This is a genomic window from Streptomyces sp. NPDC003011, from assembly GCF_053591515.1.
The window spans coordinates 1-23,197 of record NZ_JBSFTY010000114.1 but is presented as its reverse complement, the minus strand read 5'-3'; the positions used below and the strand labels follow the sequence as shown (position 1 = coordinate 23,197).

Annotated in this window: 21 protein-coding genes; 8 read left to right on the top strand and 13 right to left on the bottom strand. The window is 71.6% G+C overall.

Features of this window, described 5'->3' with window-relative positions:
* Window positions 1-96 (bottom strand): biotin carboxylase N-terminal domain-containing protein (locus ACWD0J_RS37265; protein ID WP_279617129.1); only part of this gene is annotated, 96 nt, incomplete at its 3' end.
* 181 nt (window positions 97-277) lie between these two features.
* Window positions 278-1,267 (bottom strand): ACP S-malonyltransferase, encoded by a 990-nt coding sequence (gene fabD, locus ACWD0J_RS37260; RefSeq protein WP_451500307.1) that lies wholly within the window; start codon window positions 1,265-1,267, stop codon window positions 278-280.
* Window positions 1,268-1,640: 373 nt separating this feature from the next.
* On the opposite strand from fabD, the gene ACWD0J_RS37255 reads away from it, so the two are divergent.
* Window positions 1,641-2,699 carry a response regulator transcription factor gene (locus ACWD0J_RS37255; protein ID WP_451500306.1) on the top strand — a complete coding sequence of 353 codons (1,059 nt, stop codon included), beginning with the start codon at window positions 1,641-1,643 and terminating at the stop codon, window positions 2,697-2,699.
* The gene (locus ACWD0J_RS37250) at window positions 2,696-3,568 is read left to right on the top strand and encodes a trypsin-like serine protease (RefSeq protein ID WP_451500305.1); all 873 of its coding nucleotides are present in this window, start codon (window positions 2,696-2,698) and stop codon (window positions 3,566-3,568) included. Before ACWD0J_RS37255 ends, ACWD0J_RS37250 begins: the two co-directional genes overlap by 4 nt.
* 159 nt (window positions 3,569-3,727) lie before the next feature.
* On the opposite strand, the gene ACWD0J_RS37245 is transcribed toward ACWD0J_RS37250, so the two are convergent.
* The 3 genes from ACWD0J_RS37245 to ACWD0J_RS37235 all read right to left on the bottom strand — a co-directional run bounded on the left by ACWD0J_RS37245 (window position 3,728) and on the right by ACWD0J_RS37235 (window position 5,899).
* On the bottom strand, window positions 3,728-4,177 hold the full coding sequence (locus tag ACWD0J_RS37245) for a hypothetical protein (RefSeq protein ID WP_451500304.1): 450 nt from the start codon (window positions 4,175-4,177) through the stop codon (window positions 3,728-3,730).
* A gap of 222 nt (window positions 4,178-4,399) precedes the next feature.
* Window positions 4,400-5,131, bottom strand: a complete 732-nt coding sequence (locus ACWD0J_RS37240) for an FAD binding domain-containing protein (protein WP_451500303.1) — start codon at window positions 5,129-5,131, stop codon at window positions 4,400-4,402.
* A gap of 252 nt (window positions 5,132-5,383) precedes the next feature.
* Window positions 5,384-5,899: a GNAT family N-acetyltransferase gene (locus tag ACWD0J_RS37235; RefSeq protein ID WP_451500302.1), complete on the bottom strand. Its 516-nt coding sequence runs from the start codon at window positions 5,897-5,899 to the stop codon at window positions 5,384-5,386.
* A 270-nt stretch (window positions 5,900-6,169) separates the two neighbouring features.
* Here ACWD0J_RS37235 and ACWD0J_RS37230 point away from each other — a divergent pair, with 270 nt between their 5' ends.
* On the top strand, window positions 6,170-6,928 hold the full coding sequence (locus ACWD0J_RS37230) for a YqjF family protein (RefSeq protein WP_451500309.1): 759 nt from the start codon (window positions 6,170-6,172) through the stop codon (window positions 6,926-6,928).
* A gap of 291 nt (window positions 6,929-7,219) precedes the next feature.
* Here ACWD0J_RS37230 and ACWD0J_RS37225 read toward each other — a convergent pair whose 3' ends face one another.
* Complete coding sequence (locus ACWD0J_RS37225) at window positions 7,220-8,419, bottom strand: glycosyltransferase family 87 protein (RefSeq protein WP_451500301.1); 1,200 nt, start codon at window positions 8,417-8,419, stop codon at window positions 7,220-7,222.
* 377 nt (window positions 8,420-8,796) lie between these two features.
* On the bottom strand, window positions 8,797-9,450 hold the full coding sequence (locus tag ACWD0J_RS37220; protein ID WP_451500300.1) for a hypothetical protein: 654 nt from the start codon (window positions 9,448-9,450) through the stop codon (window positions 8,797-8,799).
* A 267-nt stretch (window positions 9,451-9,717) separates the two neighbouring features.
* Here ACWD0J_RS37220 and ACWD0J_RS37215 point away from each other — a divergent pair, with 267 nt between their 5' ends.
* A complete protein-coding gene (locus tag ACWD0J_RS37215) occupies window positions 9,718-10,497 on the top strand; it encodes an SDR family NAD(P)-dependent oxidoreductase (RefSeq protein ID WP_451500299.1) in 780 nt (259 codons plus the stop codon).
* Window positions 10,498-10,590: 93 nt separating this feature from the next.
* Window positions 10,591-10,854, top strand: coding sequence for a hypothetical protein (locus ACWD0J_RS37210; RefSeq protein WP_451500298.1), 264 nt, complete (start codon window positions 10,591-10,593; stop codon window positions 10,852-10,854).
* A 116-nt stretch (window positions 10,855-10,970) separates the two neighbouring features.
* Here the strand turns inward: ACWD0J_RS37210 and ACWD0J_RS37205 are convergent, their stop codons facing one another.
* Together ACWD0J_RS37205 and ACWD0J_RS37200 are read right to left on the bottom strand one after the other, a co-directional pair.
* Window positions 10,971-12,563 carry an amidase gene (locus ACWD0J_RS37205; protein WP_451500297.1) on the bottom strand — a complete coding sequence of 531 codons (1,593 nt, stop codon included), beginning with the start codon at window positions 12,561-12,563 and terminating at the stop codon, window positions 10,971-10,973.
* A 285-nt stretch (window positions 12,564-12,848) separates the two neighbouring features.
* A complete protein-coding gene (locus ACWD0J_RS37200) occupies window positions 12,849-14,858 on the bottom strand; it encodes an amino acid transporter (protein WP_451500296.1) in 2,010 nt (669 codons plus the stop codon).
* An 864-nt stretch (window positions 14,859-15,722) separates the two neighbouring features.
* Here ACWD0J_RS37200 and ACWD0J_RS37195 point away from each other — a divergent pair.
* Window positions 15,723-16,913: a PP2C family protein-serine/threonine phosphatase gene (locus ACWD0J_RS37195; protein WP_451500295.1), complete on the top strand. Its 1,191-nt coding sequence runs from the start codon at window positions 15,723-15,725 to the stop codon at window positions 16,911-16,913.
* 122 nt (window positions 16,914-17,035) lie between these two features.
* Here ACWD0J_RS37195 and ACWD0J_RS37190 read toward each other — a convergent pair whose 3' ends face one another.
* Window positions 17,036-17,302, bottom strand: coding sequence for a helix-turn-helix domain-containing protein (locus ACWD0J_RS37190; protein WP_451500294.1), 267 nt, complete (start codon window positions 17,300-17,302; stop codon window positions 17,036-17,038).
* A 93-nt stretch (window positions 17,303-17,395) separates the two neighbouring features.
* Here ACWD0J_RS37190 and map point away from each other — a divergent pair, with 93 nt between their 5' ends.
* Window positions 17,396-18,214, top strand: a complete 819-nt coding sequence (gene map, locus ACWD0J_RS37185; RefSeq protein ID WP_451500308.1) for a type I methionyl aminopeptidase — start codon at window positions 17,396-17,398, stop codon at window positions 18,212-18,214.
* 365 nt (window positions 18,215-18,579) lie between these two features.
* Here map and ACWD0J_RS37180 read toward each other — a convergent pair whose 3' ends face one another.
* Entirely contained in the window at window positions 18,580-18,945 is a 366-nt protein-coding gene (locus ACWD0J_RS37180; protein WP_451500293.1) for a YybH family protein, read from the bottom strand.
* A gap of 97 nt (window positions 18,946-19,042) precedes the next feature.
* Here ACWD0J_RS37180 and ACWD0J_RS37175 point away from each other — a divergent pair, with 97 nt between their 5' ends.
* Complete coding sequence (locus ACWD0J_RS37175; RefSeq protein WP_451500292.1) at window positions 19,043-19,939, top strand: LysR family transcriptional regulator; 897 nt, start codon at window positions 19,043-19,045, stop codon at window positions 19,937-19,939.
* A gap of 431 nt (window positions 19,940-20,370) precedes the next feature.
* Here ACWD0J_RS37175 and ACWD0J_RS37170 read toward each other — a convergent pair whose 3' ends face one another.
* Window positions 20,371-21,117 (bottom strand): hypothetical protein, encoded by a 747-nt coding sequence (locus ACWD0J_RS37170; RefSeq protein ID WP_451500291.1) that lies wholly within the window; start codon window positions 21,115-21,117, stop codon window positions 20,371-20,373.
* 350 nt (window positions 21,118-21,467) lie between these two features.
* Window positions 21,468-22,886 (bottom strand): DEAD/DEAH box helicase, encoded by a 1,419-nt coding sequence (locus ACWD0J_RS37165; protein WP_451500290.1) that lies wholly within the window; start codon window positions 22,884-22,886, stop codon window positions 21,468-21,470.
* Between the last annotated feature and the right edge of the window lie 311 nt (window positions 22,887-23,197).

Sequence of the window (23,197 nt, the reverse complement as noted above, 5' to 3'; positions counted from 1 at the left end):
GGCGTAGACGGCCACGCTCGCGATCCCGGCGTCCCGGCAGGCCCGGGCCACGCGGACAGCGATTTCGCCACGGTTGGCGATGAGCACCTTGCGCAACATGACGCGCATACCTCCAAAGACCGTGCGGTCGACATCCCGTGCGCCCACGGGGGCTTACGGGGGCGGGGTCAGGGTGGGGAGAGCAATCGGGGGCGGGAAGGGGAGGGGAGGGGAGGGGAGGGGGGAGCAGTGACGGCCACGTCGTCGCGACCGTGTACGCCCCCCTGGCGACGGAGGGTCAGACGGAGACCGCCGCCGCGCCGGCCCGGCCGACTTCGGCCTCGTCCGTCCGGAGGGCGTCCACGGCCGCGGCGAGTTCGTCCACGGTTCCGGTGGTGTACGTGCGGGCGGCGGGGTCGATCTTTCGGCACAGGCCGGTGAGCACGCGGCCCGGCCCGACCTCGACGTACCGGCGCACGCCCTGACCGGCCAGGGTGCGCACGGTCCCCGTCCACTGCACGGGGGCGGACAGTTGCCTGCGCAGCACCGTGATGATCTCCTCCGCGCTGGTCAGCGGGGCGGTCGTGACGCTGGAGACCATGGGCACCGAAGGATCACGGAAGTCCACCGCGGCCAGGGCCTCGGCGAACTCGGCTTCGATGTCGCGCATCAGCGTGCAGTGGAAGGGCGCGCCGACCCCGAGAGGAACGACCCGCCGGGCACCCGCCTGCTTCGCCGCCTCGGCCACCGCCCGGACCGCCACCGACTGGCCCGAGACCACGGTCTGGGCGGGCTCGTTGTCGTTGGCCACCTCGACCACCTGGCCTGTCTGTGCGGCGGCCTCGGCGCACAGGGTCCGGACGGTGGGCAGGTCCAGGCCCACCACGGCCGTCATGGTTCCCGGCACCCGCTCGTTGACCTCGGCCATGAGCCGTCCGCGCAGCCGCACCAGGCGCAGGGCGTCCTGCCAGGACAGGACGCCGGCGCACACGGCGGCCGTGTACTCGCCGAGGCTGTGCCCGGCGACGACATCGGGCCGGACGTCGTGGGAGCGCAGCATGTCAAGGACGACGACGCTGGTCAGGAAGACCGCCGGCTGGGTGACGGCGGTGTCGCGCAGGACGTCGGCGGGTCCCTGTCGGCACAGCCGGGACAGCGGGAACCCCAGCAGGTCGTCGGCAGGCCGGTAGTAGGTGTCGATCAGTTCGGGGCACCGCTGCACGAAGTCGGCACCCATGCCGACGCGCTGCGAGCCCTGGCCGGGGAAGACGAACGCCGTGGATGTCATGTCTGGTTGCTTCCTCCGCTCCTTGCTGCACTCGTGACGGCAATTCCGGCACGGCTCGGCGAGAAACCGGCCGGGGTTCCAGAGCTTCACCGGAGCGCGTCGGCGCGTCAAGGCCGCGAAAGAGCTGGGCAAAGGTTCGTCAGAGGAATGCAAAACCGGAAAGCCGGGGACAGGGGCTCGTCACAGGAATGCAAGACGGTCCTGCGTTCCGCGACACCGCCATCTATCTTTCCTCCGTAGAGCATTGCACCGGAACACACGCGCTGAGAAACCGTCGGCGAACCCGCTGGGAAACCGTCGACGCAAGCGCTGGGAAACCGTCCGCGCCTTCTCTGTCCCACACAGCCCCGGAGCGCCGAGAACGATGAGAACCATGGCCACGAGCGACCGAAGCGTGTTGTCAGCAGTGGAGCACCTCACCGAGAACAGGCGGACCCCCGTACGGGTCCTTCTCGTCGAAAGCGACCGGAGACTCGCCCGGTGTGTGGCCGCCGGTCTGCGGCGGCAGGGGTTCGACGTGGACCACGTGGCCACGGGAGGCGAGGCGCTGCGGGCGTGCCGGCAGGCCGATGTCGTCCTGCTGGATGTGGGGGTCCCCGACACGCCGGGTCCGCGTCTGTGCCGTGACATCCGGGCCGTCGCCGACGTGCCCGTCGTGGCCGTCACCGCCGACCGCACGGAGGCGGCCCGTGTCCGGGCCCTGCGCGCGGGCGCGGACGACTGCCTCGACAAGCCCTACGGGTTCAGGGAACTGGTCGCACGCATCGAAGCGGTCATGCGGCGCCGACGGGCCGCGCGGCCCCGCGACGCCGGCACCGCGTCCGCCTGCGACGACTCGCCGGTACGGGTCGACGCGGTCACCCGGGAGGCCCGGATCGGTGAGCGGTGCCTCGCCCTCACGGAGAAGGAGTTCGACCTCCTCCACCTCCTGGTGTCCCGCTCGGGGACCGTCGTCCCGCGCGAGGAGATCATGCTCAACGTCTGGGGCGACGCCTGGAACAAACGGAGCCGCACGGTGGACACCCACGTCGCCGGCCTGCGTCGGAAACTGGGTGACGACCGGTGGATCGTCACCGTACGGGGGGTGGGTTTCCGTTTCGCCCCGCCCGGCCGCCCCGCGCCGGTGCGGTACACCGCGCCCACCGTCGGCGCGCGGACGTCCGGGTCCCGGCCGGCCGGCCGGGTGACGGGCGGTCCGCCCGCCGCCGAACCCCTGAGGGTGGTGCGTCCCGCTTCCGGAGCCCACGACCGGCAGCATCGGCAGCGCCGCGAACCCGGCACCGCCAGGAAATCCGGTGGGCTGCGCGCTGCCGAGCGTTCCGGGTGGCCGCCCGTGGGGGCTGTCTTGTCGAAGCGGGCGGCAGGCGCTTCAATGCACTCACCTCCCACAGGAGAACACCCGTCTCACCTTCAGCAAAGGGGTTCTTCTTGACCGTCGTACGCGCCACCGCCGTCACCGCGGCTGCCTGCGCCACCGTGCTCGCCACCGCCCTGCCCTCGTCCGCGATCAACTCCTACCACGCGACACCCGCTCCGGAACGCACCGAAGTCGGCGCACTGGTGGCCACCTGGGACGACGACGGCGATCCGCAGACCCTGGACCGGGTCGACTGGGTGTGCTCCGGCACGATGACCGACGCGGACACGTTCCTGACCGCCGCCCACTGCACCACGGACTGGCCGGACAACGTGCGGTTCTACGTCTCCCTCGACCAGGATGTGCAGGCGGGACTGGACGCCGCCGCGCGGCGGTACCCGGGCGACCCCACCGCCCAGGCGAACGCCGTCGCCGTCCAGGGCACGGCACACAGTCACCCCGGCTACCCGGGACCCGCCTCCGACACGCATGACATCGCGGTCGTCGAACTGCCCCCCGCGACGATGAAGTCACGCTGGTCCTTCACCCCCGCCGCTCTGCCGAGCGTGAACCAACTCGGCGCCCTCGGCTCGCGGAACCTGGACTCCACCGACTGGTTCGTCGCCGGATACGGGACGCAGGAGGCAGCGAACGGACCAGGAGGGCAGACACATCCCGGCGGCGGTGTCCGCATGAAGGCACCGGTGACCTTCAGCGCCCTCAACGACGCCTGGGTGCGCCTGGCGATGACCGCGCCCCAGGGCAACGGCAGGGCCTGCTACGGCGATTCGGGCGGCCCCAACTTCGCAGTCATCGGCGGCAGGAACGTCCTCGTGGCCACGACCATCACCGGTGACACCCCGTGCTACGCCACCAACGTCACCTATCGACTGGACACCCCCGGGGCGCGCGCCTTCCTGTCACCGTTCGTGAAGCTGCCGTAGTCCCGGTGCTTGCGCGCACCCGGCAGAGCGCGTCACCCCCCGCAGGGCCGGACTGAGAGCGAGGACGAGTCGGCCGTGCCGACGGCGAGCGTCGCCGTCGGCACGGCCGGTCGACGGACCCCACGGTGCCGGGGCCGGATCGACGAAGCACCTCCGGACTCAGCCGGCGTACACCCTGCCGCCCCGCACGACGAACTGCGTCGGGCCGGAGCAGCCGATGGACGGTGTGACCAGCAGGCTCACCGAGACGGGCGCGGGCTCGCTGCCGGAGGTCGAGAACTGGCAGACGGCGCCTTTGCCCGTGAGGGGATACCAGTACCACCCGTCGACGTCGCCCACGGTCACGCGGTCGGACTCCTTCCACGCGCCGTCGGTCCGCGTGTAGACCTGCAGGCGCACGGAAGCGGCGTACTCGTCGTCGGTGGAACGCAGCGCGGCCAGGGTGATCTTGTAGTCGGAGCCGAGGACGGAGGACGCGATCTGCTGCGTCTGCGGCGCGGCGGCGTTCGTGCCGGCGCTGGAGGCTCCGGCGCCGGCGGCTCCGAGAGCGGCCGCCATCAGGGCGGTGAGGACCACGGCGGTGCCGCGGCGAGTGCGAGCCAAGCTCATGTGTTCCCCCGTTGGAACAAATTGGAATGCGTGGAAGGTCTGGTTGCTCCCCGTTCAACGAGTAAGACACCATGCGGGCCTCAGGGGTTGTACACAACGCCCTGCGGATTCCACCTCGGACGTGAACGCGGACGTGGACGCGGAGGTGGACGTGGACGCGAACGCTGACGCGGCCACAGGTCGCCGGCTCCGGCTCCGGCGCCGGCGACAACTGGTCGTACGTCAGCGAGCCGGGAGGCCGGTCAGGAGCTCGGTGACGTGCTCACGGACCACGGCCCAGCCGGGAGCGTCGAGTGCGCCGAGGGCGGTGTCCTGAAGGGTGCCGAGTATGTGCCCGATGTCGGCGCCGGTGTCATAGGTGGTGCTGTCATGGTGGACGTCATAACCATCGCGGACGGCGACCCGCAGGCGACGGTGTCCGCTGCCGTCGCCTGCGTGGACGGCCGCGGCGGTGACGAAGGGCGGCGGCCCGCCCGGTTCGCCGGGCTGCTTGCGGTAGCTGCTGGCGACCGGTGCGTGCCACCGGAGGCCGAGCAGGAGCTGTCGTTCGGTCAGGGCCCCGATGAGGTCGGTCTCGCGGAGACTGTCGGTCTCCAGGACGACGGCTCGGGCGTCGAGGACGAGCGCGGCGGGCAGGAGGCAGCGCAGGGTGCTGCCGACGAGGTTGCCGCCGACGGTGGCGCTGCGGCGCACGGCTCCGGTGCCCACGGTGGCGGCCGCCCGCCGCAGCGCCTCCGGTACGCGGTCGTCTATCTGGTGGAGCAGTACGGCCGCGCCGAGCGCCTCGCGTTCGATCACGCCCGCCTCCGGCAGATGACGCAGGGACATGGCCAGGTCGGGGAAGCCGTCGCGCTGCCAGGTGGCCCACACGAGCGTCGCACCGCCTATCGGCACCGCCCCCTCGGCCAGGCACTCCTGTGCTTCGGTCACGGACACGGGCAGACGAAGCAGCACGGGAACCCACCAGCCCTTCTGGCACGTCGGTGGCGGGGAGCGGTCACCACACCTCGGCCACATGATCACTGACATGGCGCATTCTTTCCCTGCAAGCGGGGGCGCTTGCAGGGCTCATCGGATCTCGCCGAGCGCCCCTCGCGCGCGGGGGACGCTCGGCGATCCGTGCTGTACGCGTGGCTTCGTGCGGGTTCGCCCGGAGTGCACGGGGGCAGTCGGCGGACCGCTTCTCCGCCCCCGTGCCGCGAAGGGTTACGGCTGGGCCGGTCCCGCCTCCGTGAACCGGTACCGGGCCAGTCCCTCCTCCGTGCCGACCTGTTGGAATCCGGCCTTCTCCAGTACACGTACCGAGGCGGGATTGGCGGTGTCGACGGTCGCGTACACCGTGTGGACGTCAGGTGCGGTGAGGGCGAACTCGGTCAGGGCCCGGGTGGCCTCGGCCGCGTAACCGTGTCCGCGGCGGGTGGCGACGATGCCGTACCCGATTTCGAGTGCGCCCTGGGCGGGCGGCCAGAACAGGCCGGCCGAGCCGATCACCCGTCCGCTGTGGCGTTCGAGGATGAGCCGGTGGCCGTAGGTGCCGAGCCATTCGGTGTGCTCGTCGAGGAGGCCGGCGATGACCGCGTCGCCTTCGGCGGGGAAGTCCTCGGCCCAGTGGGCGAGCCGGGTGCCGTGCAGGACGGCGGTGACGTCATCGCGGGACCACGGCCGCAGGATGAGGCGGTCGGTGCTCAGATCGACGTCGGTCGGTGAGAGGAAGGAAGACATGTGAGACTCCTGGTCGCTCGTACGACCCGGTCCGCGTGCTGACGGTCCGCGAACCGGACAAGGGCATGCTGGACACGACCGTTGGCAGCCATATTCATCAACCTCCCTTGCCCGCACCGTGATCACGCGTCTGTCACGCCTGACGCTACCGACGCCCGCAGGGTGACGGCAACGTATATTCCGGCCCCTGTGCCCAACTCCAGCCTCTTGCGTGGTGCCTACCGCTGCCGGGACACCGGCGTGGAGACGTCCTGCGACACTGGCGGAGTGATATCGCCCTCACCTTCGCCGCTGCCGCCCGTCACGGCCGACGCGCCGGTCGGGATCCGGCGTCCTCTGCTCAGCCAGTCCTGGCTGGACGTGACGTTCCTGCACTGGGCCGCGAACCCGGCCGACGTGGCGGGCGTCCTGCCACCGGGGATCGTCCCCGACACCCTGGACGGTGTCACCTACGTGGGCGTGGTGGCCTTCCGGGTGCGCCGTTCCGGCTGGCTCGGCCTGCCCCCGGTTCCCCTTCTCGGCAGCTTTCCCGAAACCAACGTCCGCCTCTACACGGTCGACGCACACGGGCGGCGCGGCGTCGTCTTCCTCTCGCTGGACGCTGCCCGGCTGGTTCCGGTCGTGGTGGGGCGGATCGGTTTCGGCATGCCGTACGTGTGGTCCCGTATGGGGATCAGCACCCACGGGCGCACCGTCACCTACACCGGCGCACGGCGGTGGCCCGGCCCACGCGGGATCCGCAGCCGCGTCAGCGTGCGGGTGGGCGAACCCATACCCCGGCCCACCGAACTGGAACACTTCCTGACCGCCCGCTGGGGCCTGCACACCACGCTCTTCGGCCGCCCGCTGTACGTGCCCAACAGCCACCCGCGCTGGCCCCTGCACCGGGCCGACCTCATCGAGTGCGACGAGGACCTGGTGGCAGCGGCCGGACTGCCCGGACCGGTGGGAGAACCGGTGAGCGTCCTGTACTCACCGGGCGTCGCGGCCCGCTTCGCCCGCCCGGCTTCCGCCCCGCCCCCTGGGTGAACCGACACCCCGCCGTGTCCGCCCGCCGGCTCCGGGTTCCTCGCACCGGCCACCGCACCCACGCCAAGACCTCTTCCGGCGCGGCCGGCCGGATACCCGGCGACCACCGGGCCCCGCTCCCTGCGCACGTCGCTCACGGCACGGTTCCCTCGAACGACCCGCAGGAGACGAGCCGGGTACGCCGTTGGACGATCCGGTCGGCGGCGCCTTGGGGAAGGGCGGGGCGCGGGACACCGCACGTCATGCACCACCGCGTTCGATCGCCGCGCGACCACGCCGGCGCCCAGCGGGTCAGGTACCGGCCCGGAAGGCCACCGGGGGCACGGCCGGGGTGTCCGGTTGCCCGGTGCCGGCCGAGCGCAGGCACCGCGTGCCGACCACGACCGCGAGGAGGCAGAGCATCGCGGCGTCCTTGAACGCCCGGCGTTCGGGCGCCTCCAGCAGGGGCCAGGCGAACGCCGGCACCTGGGGGAGCAGGGCGATCCAGAACCAGGGCGAGCGGGGAGCGCTGCCCGGCAGGCCCGCCGAGGCGAGCAGCGGCAGCAGTGGCACCAGGGCGTAGTGGAGGAACGCGGGCCGGGAGACGAGGAAGGTGGCGAACATGATCATCGCGGCGGTCTCCACGAGCCGCAGCCGCGGATCGCCGCCGCCCCGCCAGCGCCGATGGGCGAGCAGGAGACCCGTCCCGGCCAGGACGAGGGCCACGGACGTGGCCATCCAGGGCGGCACGGAGAGCCGGGGCAGGACGGTGACCAGTGAGGCGTCGTAGGGGCGGGCGAAGTCGTCCTGCCCGCGCAGCAGGAAGGGCAGGACGCGGGTGAAGAAGAGGTCGGGCCGGGGCATGGCGAGCGCCGCCGTGACGGAGGCCGCGAGCGGGACCAGGACGAGGACGGCGGCCCCCCGCCATGCCCGCGCGAGGAGGAAGAGCAGGAGCAGCGGGGCGAGCATGGGTTTCAACGCGATGGCGAACCCGGTCACCACACCGGCGGCTGTCCAGCGGTCACGGGCCGCGAGCAGCAGGGCGAGCGGCATCAGTGCCACCGAGGAGGCGGTCCAGTTGGCCAGGACGACCACGCTCCAGAACGGCATGAAGCAGGCGAGCCCGCCCGCGACGAGCACGGCCAGGCGGCTGCTCGCGGGCACACCGAAGATCCGCAGGGCGAGGAGCCAGCCGGTCAGCACCAGGGCGGCGGCGGCGCAGGGAGCGGCCACGCGCAGGAACCGGTCGTCGAGCACCGCCTCGGGCACGGCGGCGAGCACGCTGCTCGGCAGGTAGAGGAAGCGCGGGTCGGCGTAGGGGGATCCCCCGTCCAGGAAGGTGCGGGCGGCGGTCACCACGAAGGTGTTGTCCAGGCCGGGACGGGGGACGGTGGTGGCCCGGTGGACCATGACCGCCAACAGGGCGACGGCGGCCAGCCGGGCCGGGAGGGAGGCGCGCTGGTGCAGCCAGGAGGTGGCGGCGCTGGAGTGGTCGGGATCCACGTCCCGCATCCTAAGCTGATGGCTCGTCAGGTCGTGGGTGCGACGCGGGCGGACCGGGACGAGGCACCGTCTGCGCCGCCGAGCGCTTCACCGCGGCCGCACCGCCGGGACCGAGGTGTTCTCGGCGGGAGTGATGTGCCCTCGGGCGGGAGTGATGTGCTCCAGGGCGGTGTGATGTGCCCTCGGGTGAGGCGATCAGGGAGTCACCTCACTGACCGGGCCGCGACCGAGCAGCGCGACCAGAAGCAGCGAACGCTGCTTCTGGTCGGCATCTCGTGCGCGTCGACCGCCGTTCACCCCGGCAAGTACCGTCAGAACATGGGCGGCCGTGAAGGCCGACCTGGCCCGCAGGCGTCCACGCGACCATGCCGCGCGCTCAGGTGGTGTCAGGCGTCGGCCGGAGCGGACTGCTCCTCGGACGACGACGGCGTGGTCTCCTTTGCCGCACCGGGCGTGGTGTAGAAGACGGAGGAGCCCTGCTTGCTGCGCTGCGCCTGGTTCCTGGCGACCAGCCCTTCGAGGGTGGTGCGCACGACGGTTGTCTTGACGCCGCGTTCGGGGTGGGCCTGGCCGAGCGCCGTGGCGATCTCCGCCGCCGAGCGCGGTTCGCTCTGCTCGGCGAGGTGGCGGCGGACCAGGTCGACCAGTGTCGGCTGTGCCGTCTTCTCCGCTGCGGCCTGACCCGCGCGCTGCTCGGCGGCCGGCTTTCCGGCCGTGCCCTGACGGGACTTGGAGGCGCTCTTCTTCGTCGTCCGCTCCCGCGAGCCCGCGCCGGACTTGGCAACCGTCTTCTTACGGGGAGCGGGCACCGCGACCGCGTCCGAGGAGGCCGCGCTCTCGGCGGGAGCCGGTGACGCTTCGATCGCCCGCTGGATGTTGACCAGCACCATGTGGTCACGCTGGAGAGCCGTCAACTGCTCCTGAAGGGCTGCGAGCTCCCCGCCGATACGCTCCTGCTCCTTGGTGTTGCGTTCGAGGTCGGCGGTCACTTGAGCGATGTACTGCGATGTCAGTTCGTTGGGGGAGGCGTTCTCAGACATGGGTGCACAACCTTTCCTCGGCCCGAGGCCGTTGGGTGAAGGACCCGCCGCACATGTGTGCCGTCGTGGAGTGACTCCGGCCGGGCGGCCGCGACCACACATATACACGGTCCTGCCATAGCGATACTACGGACAACCGGAAGCGGGGTGTCCTCCTCGAACATGTCCCGCACGCCGACCTGATGCCCGAGCGCACCCGTGACAGGCCCGCATGCCGTGTTGCGCCCCGCCCGATGTCGCCGTGAACGCGCCGTCTAGGGTGCGGACATGACCTCGCAGACCTACCTCTCCGACCTGTTCTCACTGGACGGCCGGACTGCCGTGGTGACAGGCGGCAGTTCCGGTATCGGCCGAGCCGTCGCGGGCGCCCTCGCACGAGCGGGAGCGAGCGTGGTGATCGTGGCGCGCAAGGAGAGCGGACTGGCAGCAACAGTCGACGAGCTGACGGCGGACGGCTGCCGGGCGGCCTGGGTGAGCGCCGACCTGAGCACCCGCGACGGGGTACGCGTCGCGGCGGAGCGGGCAGCCGAGTTGTTCGGCGAGCCCGACATCCTCGTGAACAGCGCCGGCATCAACCTGCGGCCGCCGATGGGTGAACTGGGCGAGGACGTGTGGGACACCACGATGGCGGTGAACCTTGAGGCGCCCTACTTGTTGGGCCAGCGGTTCGGGCCCGGCATGGCGGAGCGGGGCTTCGGGCGGATCATCCACATCACCTCCCAGCAGGCGCACCGGGCGTTCGTCCACAGCGGCGCCTACGGCGTCTCCAAGGGAGCGCTGGAGTCGCTGGCCCGCTCACAGGCCGAGGCGTGGTCACCCCACGGCGTCACCTGCAACACACTGGTGCCCGGCTTCGTCATGACACCGCTCAACGCCCGGCTGTCGTCGGACCCGGAGAAGGTGGCGGCACTCGCCGCGCGCACGATGGTCGGACGCAACGGCCTGGCCGAGGACTTCGCCGGAGCGGCGGTGTTCCTGGCCGGCCGCGCCTCCGGTTACGTGACCGGGCAGGCGATCTTCGTCGACGGCGGGTTCTCCGTTCACTGAGCCCCAGGGGACATGTGGACCCAGTGACGCACTCGGGCCGACTCAGGTACGGATACTCAGGCGCCCACCCGAGCACGCGACGAGTATGGCCCCATGACATGGAGGAACACTGTCGCGGTGATCGCGCTGACGCCCGTCAACGCCCTGATCGTGGGCTACGGGTTACTGGCAGCCGGAATGACGGACTGGGCGGCGAACTGGGACGATGAGCCCTACCGGCCGCCACTGGCGGAGCTGGGCACGGTGTCCGGCGTGGTGGCGGCCATCGGCGTCGCACTGTGGTGGGCCCGGCTGCGTCGAGCCGCCGCGTTCCAGGCGGTTCCCCTGCTGGTGCTTGTCCTGTTGATGTCCGGCTGATCGCCCAGGGCGCTCGGCGGCAATGCCCCGCCCCGCGACCGCAGTTGGTCCGCGACGCCCTGCCGTGCCGGCCGTGACCGCGTCCTCCCGGTGTCGTACGGGGACCAGCGGCCGGATCAGAAGCCGATGTCGGCGGGACGGTAGGCCGGCGGCCGGCGCACTCGGCTGGCCTGCTCGTAGGCGTAGGCGAGGCGGAGCAGGGTCGGCTCGCTCCACGCCGTCCCCATGAACGTCAGTCCGACCGGCAGGCCGAACGCGAACCCCGCCGGGACGCTGACCGCCGGATACCCGGCGAGTGCCGCGGGTGTGGAGGCGCCGCCGCCGTGAGCGTCCCCGCGGACCAGGTCGATCTTGGCCGGCGGCCCGGTGGTCGGCATCACCAGAGCGTCCAGGCGGAACCGGCGCAGCACCGCGTCGATGCCTTCGGCGCGCGACAGCCGGTGGTTGGCGGCCAGTGCCTCGCGGTACTCGCGCTCGGTGAAGTCCAGGCCGTGCACCGCCTCCAGCCCGTCCTGCTGCACATAGCGCAGCTCACGGTCGGCGTGCGCGCGGTTGAACGCGATCAGTTCCGTCAGGCTGCGGGGGTGGTCGCCGCGGGCGCCGGCCAGGTAGGAGTTCAGCCCGCGCTTGATCTCGTACACCTGGACGACCGGCGAGCTGGGCAGGTCCTCCAGTTGCTCGGCCGTCGGGATGTCGGCCGGGTCGACCACGGTCGCACCGGCCTCGCGCAGGGTGACGATCGCGCGCTCCGCGATCTCGTCGGCGTGGTGGCTGTAACCGAAGTACACGGTGCGCGGTACGCCGATGCGCGCGCCCCGTAGCCCACCGGCGTCCAGGAACCGGGTGTAGTCACGAGTGAAGTGTCCGCGGCTGGCCTCGGTCGCCGGATCGCGGTCATCGACGCCGACGAGGGCGCCGAGCAGGATCGCGGCGTCGCGGACCGTGCGCGCGATCGGGCCGACACTGTCCTGGCTGGGCACACCGGGGATGACTCCACCGCGCCCGACCAGTCCGACGGTCGGCTTCACGCCGACGACGCAGTTCGCCGAAGCCGGGTCGATGATCGAGCCGTTCGTCTCGGTACCGATCCCGGCGACGCACAGGTTGGCCGCGGCGGCGACCGCCGCACCGGAACTGGACTCGTTCGGCGACCGGTCCAGCTTGTACGGGTTCCGGGTCTGCCCGCCGCGCGCGCTCCACCCCGCGTGGTGGGTGAGCGACATCCCGCCGGCCCACTCGCTCAGGTTGGTCTTGCCGAGGAGCACGGCACCGGCAGCCCGTAACCTGGCGGCGACCGTGGCGTCCGCTGCCGGCCGCAGGCCTTCCAGGGCGAGTGACCCGGCCGTGGTGTGCATCCGGTCCGCGGTCTCCACCAGATCCTTCAGCAGGACGGGCATGCCGTGCAGCGGTCCACGGCGCTGCCGTGAGGCGTCCAGACGCCGGGCCTCTCGCAGCGCGTCGGGATTGACCTCGATCACCGAGCGCAGGAGCGGATCGATGCGTTCGATCCGCTCCAGGTAGTAGCGGGTGAGCCGTTCGGCGTCGAGCCGCCCGTCGTCCATCCGCCGGCGAAGCTCGGTGATGCCCAGCTCGTCCAGCTCTCCCCGCTCGGCGTGGGCCGAGGCCGGCACCGCACCGAGCAAGGGCGTGGCTGCCGCGGCGGTACCGAGCGCGAGGACGCTCCGGCGCGTGGCGTTGATCCGGTCCATGGGCGCGGCTCCTTCGGCTGGACGAGTGACGAACGTGTCGTGCCCCTGCGCGTCTTCGGTTCCTCCCCACGGGTTCCTTCGGGTTCCTTCGGGTTTCTTCGCGCGAGACTCTCCCCATGCCTCATGTACCGGCACGCTATCGGCGTGGCCGACGCATCTCGCTCCGGCTGTCCCCCGGCTCTGCGGCGGGAACACCCCCCGCCTGACCGGGGGACAGCCGGAGTGACGTGCCCGGCGTACGAGCGTCGGTCACGGTGCCTCGTACGGACGGCCCGGCGTGACGGTTCAGCCTCCTACGTGGATGCCGGGGCGGCGGTCGGGGTCCGGCTCGTTGCTGCGGATGATCTCGCGGGTGACCGGGGCGGTGTCGCCGCGGCCGAGGAGGAAGTAGCGGAACATGTGCCGCAGCGGGCTCCCCTCGGACCAGGCGAAGTAACAGTGCGGACGCACACCGGTCGCGTTGCGCAGGGCCAGCAGGATCGCGGCGATCGCGTTCGGGGCGGCCGGGGCCTCGGCACGCAGGACCCGGTAGCCGTCGACCTCGACGCCGCGGACGGAGAGAGTCTCGCTGAAGTCGGACGGGTCGACCACGTCGATCTCCAGGAACAGCACGTCGGCCGGACCGGGCACCGGATTGCTGCCCCGCTGCTCGCGTTCCTTCGCCGCGTACTCGTCGCCGTCCCCGGTCTGGCGCCGGTTGGCGATGATGTTGATGGAGTTGTCATGGGCGAGGGTGTCGGTGACGAACCGGCGGGCGTCCGCGTCGAAGACGATGCGGTCGGCGCGTAGTTCGGTGGTGCGCGAGACCCGGGAGACCAGCGACACGGCGATGATGCCGGCGATGAACAGGCCGGAGATGGTGATGCCGTCGGGCTTGTCGACGATGTTGGCCACCAGTGCGTAGAGCAGCACCGCGGTGAGGAGCGCGAAGCCCGTGGCGGCCACGCGCCGACGGCTGCGTACGACAGAGACGGTGACGGCGAAGGCGCCGGAGACCATCATGGCCAGGATGCCGGTGGCGTAGGCGCCGGCCTGCGCGTCGACGTCGGCGTCGAACGCGATGGTGATGGCGATGCAGAGGGCCGTGTAGACGATCACGACGGGGCGTACCGCGCGTCCCCATTCCGGAGCCATGCCGTAGTCGGGCAGGTACCGGGGAACGATGTTGATCAGTCCGGCCATCGCCGACGCGCCCGCGAACCAGAGGATCAGGATGGTGCTGATGTCGTAGACCGTGCCGAAGACCTCGCCGACGTGCTCGTGCGCCAGCCAGGCCAGGGCCCTGCCGTTGGCCGCGCCGCCGGGCTCGAACTCCGCGTGCGGGATGAGGACGGTGGTCACGAAACTCGCGGACATCAGGTAGACGCTCATGACGAGCGCGGCCGTCGTCAGCAGCCTGCGGGTGTGACGGATGCGTGACCGCAGCCGTTGCCCGGCGTCGTCGCCCTCGGCGGACACGAGCGGCATCATGCTCACCCCGGTCTCGAAACCCGACAGGCCCAGCACCAGCAGCGGAAAGGCCAGCAGCGCGGGTCCCGCCAGGTCGCCGAGGCCGCCGCCGCCCTCGCCCAGGGCTTCGGTCCACGCCGACAACGCGTCAGGCGTGGTGAGGACATCGACCACACCGACGCCTATGACCACCGCGTTGAGCGCCAGGAAGACGACCACCAGCGGGATGGCCACCTTGACCGCTTCGCTGAACCCGAGCAGGAACACCCCTCCCAGCAACAGCAACAGCGCCACCGTGAGAGCGACTTCGTGCCCGTGCAAGGCCTCGGGGAAGAACGGGTTCTCCACCACGTGCACGGAGGCATCCGCGGTCGACAGCGTGATCGTGATGATCCACGAAGTGGCGACGAACCCGAGCAGGACGAGGACGAACAACTTGCCCCACCAGAACGGCAGCAGATCCTCCAGCATGGCCACCGACCCGGCCCCGTGCGGGCTCTCCCGGGCCACACGGCGGTACATCGGCAGCATCCCCGCCAGAGTCAGCGCCACGATCAGCAGCGTCGCCAGGGGCGACACCGCCCCGGCCGCGAGCGCCGCGATCGCCGGAACGTAGGCCAGACTGGAGAAGTAGTCGACGCCCGTCAGGCACATCACCTTCCACCAGGCGTGCGTCTCGGACTGCGCCGCGTCGGCCGCCGGTCCCACCGGCTGCACCCGATGGCGCAGCAACCACCGCGCGGCGCCGCTGGTCGGGTGGGCGCGCAGCGCGGGGCTGCTGACCTCTTCGGGCAGGGCCGGCTCGCTCGATTCCTTCACGTCCTCCATCAGTCCTTCCGTTCTCATGACGCGGCACACCCTCCCCGGCCGTCGCGCTGACGGCAGGGCTTGACGATCACCGAGTATGCGTCCCTCCCTGCGCGCCTCCCTCGCCGGGGCGGACTGCCGAGTCCCGACCGCGTGTGCCGCCCGGCGAACCGCCCATCCTTCGGGAGCCGACTGCTCCACAATCTGCGCACGACACCTCGGCAGCGCCAGCGGCACCAGCAGTTGTTGCAGGGTCAGTTGGAGGGGCACGGGCAGTGGCACCAGCAGCGCGCGCACGGGGGTTCGGGCGCGGGAAGCTGACGACAGGGTGAGGGGCGGCTGCCCGCACCGGGCCGGTGGGCATGCCGGTGCCACGCCGGTGCACAGCGCCCGCTCCTGTCGACCGGTCGTCCGCCTCAGCGCGGACGGTCGCGCACCGGTTGCCGGCGGGCCGCCCGTCCTCGACGCCGTGGACGGCAAGATGCCTGCCGTAGCGAGTACGTTCGCCGCGCGGTCGGTCAGGAAGGGCCGGGCTCCGGACGCCCGTCCGGCAGCGTTCGCGTCGCGGGTTCCCTGCTGCCCGGGTCGTCCGACGCATCCGTGCGGCCACCACGCCGGTCGATCGTCGCAGTCCACCAACGTTCTCACCGCACCGCAGGCGGACCGCGATGACCGGTGACGACCAGTTCCCCTTCGATCGTCCGGCGTGGCCGGGGTGGGTGCGGCACGGCACCGCGGTGTACGGCGGTGCTGAGCGCGGCCGGGGCGTACGGCCCGTCCGGTCGCGTGCGGCTGTGACCGGTGCCGCGGCCTGACCCGGTCGCCACCCGGTCGCCACGTCGGATGCGGATCATGGCGCCGGGTGTGAGACTGCGGCAAAGCGATCAGCCCCATGAGGCGGTGATGGATGTGACGGCCGAGGTCGGCGACGAACAGCTCCGGGAATTCCTTGCCGATCCCGACCATTCCACCCTGGACCTGTCCACCGCGGTCGCCCGCTGCACGAAGGCGCTGGGACTCCAGCACGCCGTGGTCTACCTCGCCGATCTGCAGCAGCGCCGCCTGGTCCCGCTGACCGACGTCGCCTCCACGCTGGCGATCGACGACTCACTGGCGGGCTGGACCTACCGCACACAGTCGCTGCGGGTCGAGGAGTCGGAGACAGGGCAGATGACGGCCTGGTTCCCGTTGCTCGACGGGGCTGAGCGCCTGGGCGTCCTCGCCGTGCACGCCCAGGCGCTGACCGCGGCCTCACTCACCCGCGGCAGAGCACTGGCCGCCCTGCTGAGCATGATGATCACGTCCAAACGGGCCTACAAGGACTCCTTCGTCCGCCAGACGCGCACCGAGCCGATGCGGCTGCCCGCGGAGCTGCTGCGGGCGTTCCTGCCCCCGCGCACGATCGGCAACGGCCACGTCGTCTCCACAGCCGTACTCGAACCCGCCTACGAGCTCGGCGGCGACGCCTTCGACCACTGCCTGACCGACACGACGCTGCACGCCACCGTCCTGGACGCCATGGGACACGACCTGGCCTCCGGACTGACCAGCGCCGTCTCGCTGGCCGCATGCCGCAACGCCCGGCGCACCGGAGCGGACCTGCCGGAACTGCTCGACCTCGTGGACCAGGCCCTCGCCGAATGGCTCCCCGATCAGTTCTGTACGGGCGTACTGACCCAGCTCGACCTCGCCACCGGGGTGCTGCGGTGGGCCAACTGCGGTCACCCCGCACCCCTTCTGATCCGCGACCAGCAGCTGATCGTGAACGCGCTCGAACGCGACGCGGACCCGCCGATGGGGCTGCCGTTCCTGCTGGCCGGGCGGCAGCGCCAGATCCACGAACACGCCCTGCAACCGGGCGACCGGGTGCTGCTCTACACAGACGGCGTCACCGAGGCGCGCACCCGCGACGGCAACCTGCTGGGGCTCGAAAGCTTCGCCGACTACATCATCCGGGCGACGGCCGCCGGAGAACTCGCCTCCGAAACCCTCCGGCGTCTGATCCACTCCATCCTGGACGCGAAGACCAGTCACCTGCGCGACGATGCCACGATCCTGCTGATCGAGTGGCAGCCGCCCACCCGGCCGGCGTAGACAGGCGGGGGAGCGGGGGACGGTGTGTCCTCCCGATGACCGGAGTGACCTTGCCGTCCTCGATGAGGTGCCCCGACAGGCCTGACCTCGACCTGCCGGCGCCGCGACGCGAAGGGCTGTCGCTAGGAGGCCTTGCTCAGGGCAGGATCGGTGCGCCAGACGACGGCGAGTTCGGACAGCGGGACGCCAAGTACCTCGCTGAGCCGGACGATGGTGCCGAACGCGGGCGTCGGCAGCCGGCCGGTCTCGATCTTGCGGAGGGTCTCCGGCGACATCTCCGCCGCCAAGGCCACTTCGACGGGACTGCGTCCGGCCCGGGCGGAGCGCAACGCGGCCCCGAGGCGTCGGCCCGCCTCGATCTGTTCAGGGGCAAGCGGATGGCGAACCATGCGCACATGCTAGAGCCGCAGATGTCCGGCGGCAACCGCCTCACTCCCTGGTATAAATATACCTGTCAGTGCCCCGGAGGATCGAGGACCGCAGTGATCGAGCACAAATCTCCGCAGGACATCGAGCGCATGCACGTCACTGGACAGTTCGTCGGCCAGGTGCTGGCTGAACTCGCTGACCTCGCGGAAGTAGGGGTCGACCTGCTGGACCTTGAGCATCACGCTCGCCGCCGGATCAAGGAGCGAGGCGCGGAGTCCTGCTACTGGGACTACGAACCCTCGTTCGGCAAGGGGCCGTTCCGTAACGTGGTCTGCCTCTCGGTCAATGACGCCGTGCTGCACGGATTGCCGCACAGCTACAAGCTGCGCGACGGGGACCTGCTGAGCATGGATATGGCGGTGAGCATCGATGGCTGGGCCGCGGACTCGGCCTGTTCCGTCGTCGCCGGCACCCCGGCCGAGGACGACCTGCGGCTGATCGAGGCCACCGAGGTCGCCCTGGAAGCCGCGATCGAGGTCGCCCTGCCGGGCAACAGGCTCGGGGACATCTCGGCGGCCATCGGCGCGGTCGCCGCCGAGTACGGCTACCCGGTCAACCTGGAGTTCGGCGGTCACGGTATCGGCCGCACGATGCACGAGGATCTGCACATCCCGAACGACGGTCGCCCTGGCCGTGGTTGGAAGCTGCGTCCCGGCCTGACGATCGCGATCGAGCCCTGGTTCGCCGCGGGCACCAACAAGATCGTCTATGACCCGGACGGCTGGACGATCCGCTCGGCCGACGGTTCGCGCACCGCTCATTCCGAGCACACGGTCGCCGTCACCGAGACCGGCCCGCTCGTGCTCACCCGGCGCCCTCCGAGCGGGAAGGGACTGGAGGGCCGGCGGGAATCATCGGCGACCGGACGCTGACGAGGGCTCCATCGAGGATGAAGAGACGCATGAGCGACCTACGCCGACGGCGCGCGCCGTGCTTTCTCGATGTGCCGCTCGATGTCCCGCATGCGTGCGCTGTCCCGCTGCTCAGCGCGACGCCGGGAGACCGGCGCCGCCGGCCTGGGTCTGTCAGCCGGCAGTGTCACCACGGCGCTGCCGCGACCACATGACGATGTGTCCCACGAGGGCGACAGCGAACAGGACCGACATCGCGACACGCAGAACGAACCATGGCTGTTCGTCGTCGTGAAGGCCGACCGAGGGCAGTGTGGTGGAAGCGCGTCGAACCCGGCTCGGCCCGACAGCCTCCGTTCTGTGCGGACTCATGGGAGCCGAGAGGGTCAGCGGGTGGGCGGGACGAACTCGGGCTGGTCGAGCAGGCGCAGCCAGCTTCCGTCAGGCTGGCGCCGGACGACCTGCGCCCGCGCGCCGGCCCCGTCCTTCGGCGGGGTCGAGGTCAGGGCGATGTCGCCGCTGACCAGCGTCGGCAGCGGCTGCTCCGGTTCGAAACGCGGGCGGTTGGCCAGCACCTTCTCCCACAGCGCGCGGATCGCCTCCCGCCCCACCGTGAACTCGCCGGGCGGGTAGGCCAGTACCGCATCCTCTTCGTAGAGCGCGGCGACCCCGGCCGCGTCACCGGCGTTGGATCGCTCGACGAACAAGCGAGTGATGTCCTCGGGCCGCAGAGCCTTCTCATGGTCCGGCATGGGTTCTCCTGACGTCGGGCTTCGGTGCCTCCCAGCGTGGTCGTGCGGAAGCCAGAAGTCCAACAGATGGATTTGCTGGGAGCTAGAATCCACAGTCATGGAACTGAGGCAGCTGGAATACTTCGTCGCAGTCGCCGAAGAGCAGAACTTCACCCGGGCGGCTGAGCGAGTGCACATCAGCCAGTCCGGCGTCAGCGCCCAGATCCGCCAGTTGGAGCGTGAACTCGGTGCCGAGCTGTTCGACCGGACGGCGCGCACCACCACCCTTACCGTCGCGGGAAAGGCCGCGCTGGAACACGCACGCGCCGCACTCGCCGCGGCTGGGGCGGTCGGCCAGGCCGTAGGTGAGGTGACCGGCCTGATCCGGGGCCGGCTCACGGTCGGCATGGTCATCGGCTGCACCCTCACCCCGCTCTTCGACGCCTTGGCCGCGTTCCACCGAGCGCACCCCGGTGTGGAGATCTCACTGCTGGAGGACAACTCCGACCGGCTCGTCGAGGGAGTGCGCGCCGGCGCTGTCGACCTGGCTCTTGTCGGCACCGCGACCGCCACTCCCGACGGGCTGGACGCCCTGACCATCATCAGCGAGCGGCTCGTGGCAGCAGTCCCGGCCGGGCACCCCTTGGCGCGACAGCGCCGGGTCACTCTGCGCGACCTGGCCGCCCACCCGATCGTGTGCATGCCCCCCGGCACCGGCCTGCGCACGGTGTTCGACCGTGCCTGCGCCGCACAGAGCCTCCGACCCGCGATCGCGCTGCAAGCCAGCGCCGCGGATGCCATCGCCGACCTCGCTGCCCGCGGGCTCGGCGTCGCCGTCCTCAGCGATTCGATGGCCGCGGGCTACCGTGACCGGCTGACCGCCCGCCCCATCGATGACGTCGAGACATCAGCGCTGCTCGCCCTGATCTGGAAGAGCACGCACAACCCCTCGGTGCGCGAGTTCCTCGTACACAGCCGGCGAGCGTTCACCAGGCCCGACCCCGCTCAGCGGTAACACCTCCACGGCCCGCTCGCCGTCCCGGCCTGCTCGAAGACGACCGTCGACCGGCTGACGGCCCGGCGCAAGGTCCCCCGGCGGGGGAGGACGCTGTGAGGAGGACGTCACGGCAGCCGGCACCCGCACCAATGCCTTGACTCCCGCCTCCGCAAAGCGCGCCCGAACGCGTCAACTGCCCGCGCCGGCCCGGACTCGCTGAGCAGTACTCGGTCCTTCTTCACCCGCGGCTGGTGCGCGCCGTACGCGACGTCTGGCCGGTCGATGCCCGTATGCGACGCCACCGTGAACGGCCGCTCAGCCGCTCAGCCGCTCAGCCGCTCAGCCGCTCAGCCGCTCAGCCGCTCGGCCGGGCGGCCGGAACGGCGTGCCCGCCGCTCCGCGAGGACATCGCTCCTCCAGCACCACGACCCCGGTCGGAGCCCCGGCGCCTACTTCCCCAGCGCGCCGGCCGGACCCATGACGACAACCGGCCGCTTGCCGGGGTCGAGGGCGCGCAGCAGTGCGCGTAGGTGATGCCGCGTCAGGGAGACGCAGGCCTGGGTGGGACCGCCGTGGTCGACGTGGATCCACACGCCGCCGCCCTTGTCGGCGCCCAGGGGCCTGGTCTTGTCCAGCGGGGTCGTCCCGGGGACGCGGTTGTAGTCGATGGCTACGACGTAGTCGAAGGAGCCCTCCAGCGGCTCGCCGTGGAAGCCGGTGCCGGACACGGCGAACTCCGGGTCCTGGTCGTAGGGCAGCCTCGTTCCGGGGTCGGGCAGCCGGCCGCCGGCGTCGCCGAGGCCGAAGACCCCGACGGGTGAGCGCAGGTCGCCGGCCCAGTGGTCGGCAGTCCACCCCCGCAGGGCGTTGTGGGCGGGCCACGGGCCGGCGGCGGTCCGCCAGCCGCGGCCGGCGGACCGCTCGTACAGCACCGCCGTGGACCGGTTGCTGTCCGGCGTCGGGCCGGAGACCACCAGGGCCTGGCGGGTGGCGGCGGGGAGGCGGGCACGTGTGGACGGGCCCAGGCGGGGGATGGGGCGGGCGGAGGCGGAGGCGGAGGCGGCGGTGGCGCCAGGCCTCGGCGAGGGCCCCTCACCGGGAGGCCCGCTGCGGGGTGTGCTCATGCAGCCGGCGCCCATGAGCGCCGCGCAGAGGACGGCACCGATCCGGGGGACGACACCTCTGGTCACGGTCAAGCCGGTTCTCCGTTCGCGGGGGCGGTCCTGTCATTGCTTGACCGCCGGGAGACCTGGCATCCCGGCTCGCCGGCAGCCTCACCTGTAGGGCGCAGTGCGGAGTCCGGCACCGCGCCGGCCAGAGCTGAGGGGAGGACCGGGCCGGCGGGCAGGCCGGTGAGCCGCGCCGGGCCCGGTCAGGGCGGTTGGGACGGGGCCTTGCACGAGTCGCGCCGGGAGGCTGCCGTCGGGCGTTTCGGGAGGCTGCCGTCGGGCGTCGGGTCCGGCTCGCTCGCCCCTGACCTGTGCTGTTCGGCAGTGTCACCGGTATGCGGCAGCGTCACCGGCACGAGTGAGTCGTCCGCCCGGTGTCAGCGGCTCTTGCGGACCCGGGCCGCCGCGCGTGCTTCCGCGGTCCTGCGGGCATCGGCGGCTTTGCGGGACTCCTTCGCGGGACGGCCCGGACGGGTGCCGAGGCCGCGGAAGGGGGCGTTGCCGGTGGTCGTCCTCACGCCGGCCGGCGGGCGCTTCGCCCCGGTGATGGCGGTGAGTTTCTCCTCGCCGGAGCGCACCTGCGTGACCGTCGGCCGGATCCCGGCCTCGGACATCATCCGGTTCACCTCACGGCGCTGGTGGGGAGTGACCAGGGTGACCACGCTCCCGGACTCCCCGGCGCGCGCCGTACGCCCGCCACGGTGCAGGTAGTCCTTGGCGTCGGCCGGCGGGTCGACGTTGACGACGAGGTCGAGCGCGTCGATGTGAATGCCCCGCGCCGCGACGTTGGTGGCCACCAGCACGGTGATCTCACCGTCCTTGAACTGGCCGAGCGTGTGTGTGCGCTGCGGCTGCGACTTCCCGCTGTGCAGGGCTGCCGCCCGTACGCCGCTGGCCCGCAGGTGACGGGTGAACTGGTCCACGCCGGCCTTGGTGTCCAGGAACATCAGTACGCGGCCGTCGCGCGCGGCGATCTCGGTGGCGGTCGCGTACTTGTCGGCAGCGTGGATGTTCAGCACGTGGTGTTCCATCGTGGTGACCGAGCCCGCCAGGCGGTCCACCGACGCGAGCACCGGGTCGTGCAGGTAGCTGCGCACCAGCTGGTCGACGTTGCGGTCGAGCGTCGCCGAGAACAGCAACCGCTGCCCGTCGGAGGGGATCTGGTCCAGGATGTCCGAGACCTGCGGCAGGAACCCCAGGTCGCACATCTGGTCCGCCTCGTCCAGCACCGTGATCCGCACCTGGTTCAGGTGGCAGTCCCGGCGTGACACCAGGTCGGCCAGCCGCCCCGGCGTCGCGATCACCACCTCGGCGCCGGTCTTCAGCAGTGCCGACTGCCGGTTGATCGACAGCCCGCCGACCACTGTCGCCAGCCGCACCTTCAGCGTCTGCGCGTACGGCGCCAGCGCGTCGCTCACCTGCTGGGCCAGTTCCCGGGTCGGCACCAGGACCAGGGCGAGCGGCCGCTTCGACTCGGCGCGCAGGCCTGCCGTCCGGACGAGCAGCGCGAGGCCGAAAGCCAGCGTCTTGCCGGATCCGGTGCGCGCGCGGCCGAGGACGTCCCGGCCGGCCAGCGCGTTGGGCAGGGTCGCCGCCTGGACCGGGAAGGGCTCCGTCACCCCGAGGTCGGTCATCGTCTTCGTCAGCTCCGGCGGCAGCCCGAGTGCGTCGAAGGAGTCGGCCGGCGGCAGGCCCGGGGACACCGTCTGCGGCATCGAGAGTTCGCTCTGCGGCGCTGTCGCCCGCCGGGGCTTGCCGGCCGGGGACGTTCCGGAGGCCGACGGCTTCGCGTTCATGGGGAACCTTCCTGATCTGGCGCCCGGAACACACCGGGGCCCGTACCCCTTGGTACGGGCCCCGGCGGTGTCGAAGCGTGTCCCCATTTTACCAGCGGACGCCCGGACCCCCACCGGCCCGGACACCCGCCGGCCCGGTCGGCCCGTTCACCCGGGGCCGGGCCCCGGCCCCACACGGGCGACGGGCGCGCACCACGCCTCCGGCCGCCCCCCCGCCTAGGGCCTGTGTGACGTCGTGATCAACCTTGCCAATCCGGATCCGTATGGAAGGTGGATCCGGTAGGAAACAACCGTGACGCGCAGGCAACTCA

Excerpts from the sequence above, each read along its gene's own strand:
- ACWD0J_RS37205 (WP_451500297.1), bottom strand. The coding sequence starts at position 12,563 with ATGGACCGGATCAACGCCACGCGCCGGAGCGTCCTCGCGCTCGGTACC.
- ACWD0J_RS37210 (WP_451500298.1), top strand. The coding sequence starts at position 10,591 with ATGACATGGAGGAACACTGTCGCGGTGATCGCGCTGACGCCCGTCAAC.
- ACWD0J_RS37195 (WP_451500295.1), top strand. The coding sequence starts at position 15,723 with ATGGATGTGACGGCCGAGGTCGGCGACGAACAGCTCCGGGAATTCCTT.
- ACWD0J_RS37200 (WP_451500296.1), bottom strand. The coding sequence starts at position 14,858 with ATGAGAACGGAAGGACTGATGGAGGACGTGAAGGAATCGAGCGAGCCG.
- ACWD0J_RS37190 (WP_451500294.1), bottom strand. The coding sequence starts at position 17,302 with ATGGTTCGCCATCCGCTTGCCCCTGAACAGATCGAGGCGGGCCGACGC.
- ACWD0J_RS37235 (WP_451500302.1), bottom strand. The coding sequence starts at position 5,899 with ATGTCTTCCTTCCTCTCACCGACCGACGTCGATCTGAGCACCGACCGC.
- ACWD0J_RS37180 (WP_451500293.1), bottom strand. The coding sequence starts at position 18,945 with ATGCCGGACCATGAGAAGGCTCTGCGGCCCGAGGACATCACTCGCTTG.
- ACWD0J_RS37165 (WP_451500290.1), bottom strand. The coding sequence starts at position 22,886 with ATGAACGCGAAGCCGTCGGCCTCCGGAACGTCCCCGGCCGGCAAGCCC.
- ACWD0J_RS37175 (WP_451500292.1), top strand. The coding sequence starts at position 19,043 with ATGGAACTGAGGCAGCTGGAATACTTCGTCGCAGTCGCCGAAGAGCAG.
- ACWD0J_RS37225 (WP_451500301.1), bottom strand. The coding sequence starts at position 8,419 with ATGCGGGACGTGGATCCCGACCACTCCAGCGCCGCCACCTCCTGGCTG.
- fabD (WP_451500307.1), bottom strand. The coding sequence starts at position 1,267 with ATGACATCCACGGCGTTCGTCTTCCCCGGCCAGGGCTCGCAGCGCGTC.
- ACWD0J_RS37245 (WP_451500304.1), bottom strand. The coding sequence starts at position 4,177 with ATGAGCTTGGCTCGCACTCGCCGCGGCACCGCCGTGGTCCTCACCGCC.
- ACWD0J_RS37215 (WP_451500299.1), top strand. The coding sequence starts at position 9,718 with ATGACCTCGCAGACCTACCTCTCCGACCTGTTCTCACTGGACGGCCGG.
- ACWD0J_RS37220 (WP_451500300.1), bottom strand. The coding sequence starts at position 9,450 with ATGTCTGAGAACGCCTCCCCCAACGAACTGACATCGCAGTACATCGCT.
- ACWD0J_RS37255 (WP_451500306.1), top strand. The coding sequence starts at position 1,641 with ATGGCCACGAGCGACCGAAGCGTGTTGTCAGCAGTGGAGCACCTCACC.